The 4,102-nt window shown below is 42.4% G+C and carries 7 protein-coding genes; 4 read left to right on the forward strand and 3 right to left on the reverse strand.

The annotated features are described in order from the left end of the window. Window positions 1-45: 45 nt before the first annotated feature. Window positions 46-132, forward strand: a complete 87-nt coding sequence (locus tag F7C14_RS11135) for a hypothetical protein (protein WP_367114364.1) — start codon at window positions 46-48, stop codon at window positions 130-132. Window position 133: 1 nt separating this feature from the next. Continuing rightward, window positions 134-850: an ABC transporter ATP-binding protein gene (locus tag F7C14_RS09630; RefSeq protein ID WP_290902311.1), complete on the forward strand. Its 717-nt coding sequence runs from the start codon at window positions 134-136 to the stop codon at window positions 848-850. 57 nt (window positions 851-907) lie between these two features. Here the strand turns inward: F7C14_RS09630 and arsB are convergent, their stop codons facing one another. Both arsB and hgcC read right to left on the reverse strand, forming a co-directional pair. Beyond that, window positions 908-1,960 (reverse strand): ACR3 family arsenite efflux transporter, encoded by a 1,053-nt coding sequence (gene arsB / locus F7C14_RS09635; protein WP_290902313.1) that lies wholly within the window; start codon window positions 1,958-1,960, stop codon window positions 908-910. Continuing rightward, the gene (hgcC, locus tag F7C14_RS09640) at window positions 1,957-2,196 is read right to left on the reverse strand and encodes an HgcAB-associated protein HgcC (RefSeq protein WP_290902315.1); all 240 of its coding nucleotides are present in this window, start codon (window positions 2,194-2,196) and stop codon (window positions 1,957-1,959) included. The genes arsB and hgcC overlap by 4 nt, the downstream gene beginning before the upstream one ends. A gap of 130 nt (window positions 2,197-2,326) precedes the next feature. Here hgcC and F7C14_RS09645 point away from each other — a divergent pair, with 130 nt between their 5' ends. Beyond that, a complete protein-coding gene (locus F7C14_RS09645; protein WP_290902316.1) occupies window positions 2,327-2,890 on the forward strand; it encodes an Lrp/AsnC family transcriptional regulator in 564 nt (187 codons plus the stop codon). Between the two features lie 83 nt (window positions 2,891-2,973). Next, the gene (gene tdt, locus F7C14_RS09650; protein WP_290902317.1) at window positions 2,974-3,939 is read left to right on the forward strand and encodes a tellurite-resistance/dicarboxylate transporter; all 966 of its coding nucleotides are present in this window, start codon (window positions 2,974-2,976) and stop codon (window positions 3,937-3,939) included. A gap of 6 nt (window positions 3,940-3,945) precedes the next feature. Here the strand turns inward: tdt and F7C14_RS11140 are convergent. After that, a partial coding sequence (locus F7C14_RS11140) for a (Fe-S)-binding protein (protein ID WP_367114365.1) occupies window positions 3,946-4,102 on the reverse strand: 157 nt, incomplete at its 5' end.

The following is a 4,102-nucleotide window of genomic DNA, read 5'->3' on the forward strand; positions in this document are numbered from 1 at the left end:
CACGACATGCACACGATCTTCGGATTGTGCGACAGAATGCTCGTGATGAACGAAGGGAAAGTGCTTGCGGAGGGGACTCCGGAAGAGATAAGAAGGAGTAAAGAAATTATAAAAATTTACTTGGGTGTCTGAGATGCTCAAAGTCGAAAACCTCTCTTCCGGCTACCACAAGGATATTAACGTTCTCAACGGCATTTCACTTGAAGTTAAGAAGGGGACGATTACTTCCGTCCTCGGTCCGAACGGCAGCGGAAAATCAACTCTTCTAAAGACCATCTACGGATACCTAAAGCCCTTCAACGGCAGAGTAATTTACAACGGAGAAGACGTGACGAATCTACCACCCCACGAGAAGGTTAAGAAAGGAATAGCCTACATCTCCCAAGAGCACGGGATATTTCATTCTTTAACGGTGGAAGAGAACCTAAAAGCCGGGATGTGGATATACAAAAAGAACAAAGAGCTCGTCAAAGAAAAGTTGAAGGAAGTTTACGACAGATTTCCCGTTTTAAAGGAAAAAAGGAACGTAAAAGCGGGATTTTTAAGCGGTGGGCAACAAAAGCTTCTACAGTTCAGCGTAGCCCTTCTAACTGATCCAGAGCTTATACTCGTGGACGAACCGACAGCCGGACTTTCTCCGATAGCGAGTGAAGAGGTGTACGAAATTTTAAAGGGATTAAAAAGGGAGGGCAAGACGATACTGCTCGTGGAACAAAACCTGAGAAAGGCTATAGAGGTTTCCGATTTCGCTTACGTTCTTGAACTTGGAAAAATCAGATACGGTGGGGATAGAGAGGATTTCGAAAGAGGACTGAAGAAGATACTTTCCGTCTGGGGATTCGAAATGTAATTGTAAATTTTCCCGCTTAACACCTTACATTGTTCGAAAATACAAGAAAATTGCTTGCTAACGTAAACCGACTTGTCCGTAAAGCTTCTCTTTAAACATTAAAGCCACGTTAACAAGGCTTATAAGAACTGGCACTTCTATTAATGGTCCTATAACTGTAGCAAATGCTTGGTTGCTGTATATCCCGAATATTGCAACCGCAACAGCTATAGCCAACTCGAAATCGTTGCTTGCGGCTGTGAAAGATACTGCGGTTGCTTTTGGATAATCTACACCAAGCTTGTAGGAGATGAAAAATGTGACGAACCACATTATGAGGAAGTAGAGGGTTAGAGGGATTGCCACCCTAATTACTTGGAAAGGTAGCTCGACGATGTACTCTCCTTTTAACGAGAACATTACGACGATCGTGAAGAGTAAGGCTGCTGGAGTAAGCAAGCTTATTTTCGGAGCTAAGACATTCTCAAACCATTCTCTTCCTTTCAGCTTGAAGCTCCCGTACCTCGTTGTAACTCCGGCTATGAAAGGAATACCAAGATAAATAAAGACCGTCTTTGCCGCCTCGGTTATGCTTATATTCGCTTCGACACCTTCAACCAAACCGAGCTTGTTTAAAGCCAGCGTTATGAAGATGTACATGTAAACGGCGTAAAACATAATCTGAAAGATTGCATTGAAAGCAACAAGCCCAACTGCAAGCTCTCTATCCCCTTCAGCCAGCTCGTTCCAGACTATGACCATCGCAATACATCTCGCAAGACCTACAAGGATTACTCCTATCATGAATTCCGGCATGTCTCTAAGGAGAGTCACAGCCAAGAGGAACATCACAACAGGACCTACAATCCAATTTTGTGTTAATGAAAAAGCGAGAAGCTTGAGATTCTGAAAAACCTTACCCATCTCTTCATACTTTACTTTAGCGAGAGGCGGATACATCATTAAAATGAGCCCAATCGCTATAGGAATCGAAGTCGTTCCGATGCTCAGAGATCCTATTATTTCAGCCATCTGAGGAAAAACGTAACCTAAAGCAACTCCAAAAACTATCGCAAGGAATATCCAGAGGGTGAGATACTTTTCGATCAAAGAAAGCTTTTTTTCTTTCACTGTAAAACACCCCTCAGCATGGGTGAAAGTATTGCTTTGAGCTGTTCGTCAATTATATCTGCCTTAACGAGAATTAAACAGCAAATTTCTCCCTTTTCATCGCAACCCGTTATCGCAACAAGTCTTTCTCCGGCTTTAATGTTGGCTTTCTCCCTAAGCTCTTTCGGGAGTAGAATTTGTCCTTTACTATCAACCGTTAGCACCGCTTCAATTTTCGTAGCTTTACAAGTTTTCATATTTTTACTACTATTCTGAGAATTAAAAATTTTTCGAAATTTCTACTACTTCTGGTTTAATTTAAAAATAGTTTCAATCACAGCATGTTTAGGTAATAAACTTTATGTCGGTAAATGGGGAAAAATTGTTATGGACGAGAAGGACAGAAAGATCATTTCGATTCTTCAGAAAAGCGGAAAAGCTACGCTTTCTGAGATCGCTGAAGAAATAGGTATGAGTGCGATGGGTGTAAAAAAGAGAATAGATAAGCTTGAAAAAGAGAATCTGATTAAATCGTCCGTTTCATTAAACGTTGAAAAGCTCGAAATTTTGACTGCCATACTCGTAATGGAAGTTGAAAGTGCTGAAGCCCTCAATAATATATTGGAAAAGTTCAAAGATTGCCCCCGTATAATCAAATTCTTCGTAACAACGGGAGGTTACAACCTCTTCGCTTTAATCTGGGCAGAAGATCTCCATTCTTTGGAAAGCGTAACACTTGAAAAGTGTTCTTTGAGAGCTCAACCAGGAATCAGAAGATACGAGGTTTTTCCGATTCAGGAGATTTTCTATGAGCCGTACATAGAAATTAAAGTTAGCGCAGATAAGGTAAATATTGCCCCTTGCGGAGTCGATTGCAGAAGCTGTAGCAGGTATAAGGCTGAGAAGTGCTTAGGCTGCCCAGCTACGGAATTTTACCGTGGTAAGCTTTAGTTTAAATTTTAAACCAAATTCGATTTTGATTTTTGGTAAGTAATCCGAAAAAGAAATTTAATCTTAAATTTTAAACGATAAGCATGAACGATCTGAAGGACTTCAGAATTGGATGGTTCGCCACCATACTTGGCAGTGGGGGTGTGGCTCTCGCGTCTCTTCAATACTTTCCTCTCCTCTCAACTCTGCTCGCATACATTCTGACCGCCATCTTCATAGTGCTGAGCGTTCTCTGGCTCATAAAGATCGTGCTGTATCCAGAGGTTGTCAAGGAAGAAATCAAACACTTCGTCATCGGGAACTACTATCCTTTGCAGCCCATATCTGCAGTAATACTTTCTCTACTATACTACAGGCTGTCCATACCGCTTGAAAAACCTTTACTCGTATACGGAGCAGTTGCAATCTTCATTTTCACCGTTTACATCCTATACAACTTCTTCGCTACCACTACAGCTGAGCTTCATCATATTCACGGAGGGTGGTTCATCCCTCCGGTCTCGACGATTCTCGTCACTTACGCCATGCTCTTGGAATACCAACCAAGCCTGCTTACGCTCACGACCTCGCTCGTTTTCTTTGGAATAGGTTTGATGCTATTCCTGTTCATAGCGACGATACTGTTTCTGAGACTCGTGAGCCACGAGCTGCCAGCTGCCGAACTGGCTCCGACGAACTTCATTCTCCTCGCACCAGTAGGAATACTGATCCTGGACTTCATGAAAATTGCAAACTTTGCATCAAAACTGCTACCAAATGCAGAGGCTCTGCCAGCGATATTCTTTATAATCTCGCTCTCTCTGTGGGGTTTTGGAGTTTGGGCACTGATAGTAAACATTATGATTCTTCTAAAATACCTAAAGCAAGAGTATCCCTTTTTCCTTGGCTGGTGGAGCTACGTCTTTCCAATTGCAGCGTTCACAATCGGAACTGCAGCACTCTCAACTCAGGTAGATGCGCTAAGCTACATTTCAGGAATACTGTATGGTTTTCTGCTGGTGATCTGGGCTGTTGTATCTCTGAACACCCTCAAAATTCTGCTGAAGTAAGCTGCTTTATCTGTGTTCCACATTAAAACCAGCTGAGATGAGATGTCTCAGCAGTTTGTCTTTCAGCGTCGCGTATCTCCTCTCTCTGAAGAGGGGCAAGCACTCATCAATTTTTTTCTCCCCGTTTAGCAGTTTTACGGCAAACGCCACACAGGTCGCTTCC

This window comes from Ferroglobus sp., from assembly GCF_015521575.1.
Taxonomy (GTDB): domain Archaea; phylum Halobacteriota; class Archaeoglobi; order Archaeoglobales; family Archaeoglobaceae; genus Ferroglobus.

Excerpts from the sequence above, each read along its gene's own strand:
- F7C14_RS09645 (WP_290902316.1), top strand. The coding sequence starts at position 2,327 with ATGGACGAGAAGGACAGAAAGATCATTTCGATTCTTCAGAAAAGCGGA.
- hgcC (WP_290902315.1), bottom strand. The coding sequence starts at position 2,196 with ATGAAAACTTGTAAAGCTACGAAAATTGAAGCGGTGCTAACGGTTGAT.
- F7C14_RS09630 (WP_290902311.1), top strand. The coding sequence starts at position 134 with ATGCTCAAAGTCGAAAACCTCTCTTCCGGCTACCACAAGGATATTAAC.
- F7C14_RS11135 (WP_367114364.1), top strand. The coding sequence starts at position 46 with ATGAACGAAGGGAAAGTGCTTGCGGAGGGGACTCCGGAAGAGATAAGA.
- tdt (WP_290902317.1), top strand. The coding sequence starts at position 2,974 with ATGAACGATCTGAAGGACTTCAGAATTGGATGGTTCGCCACCATACTT.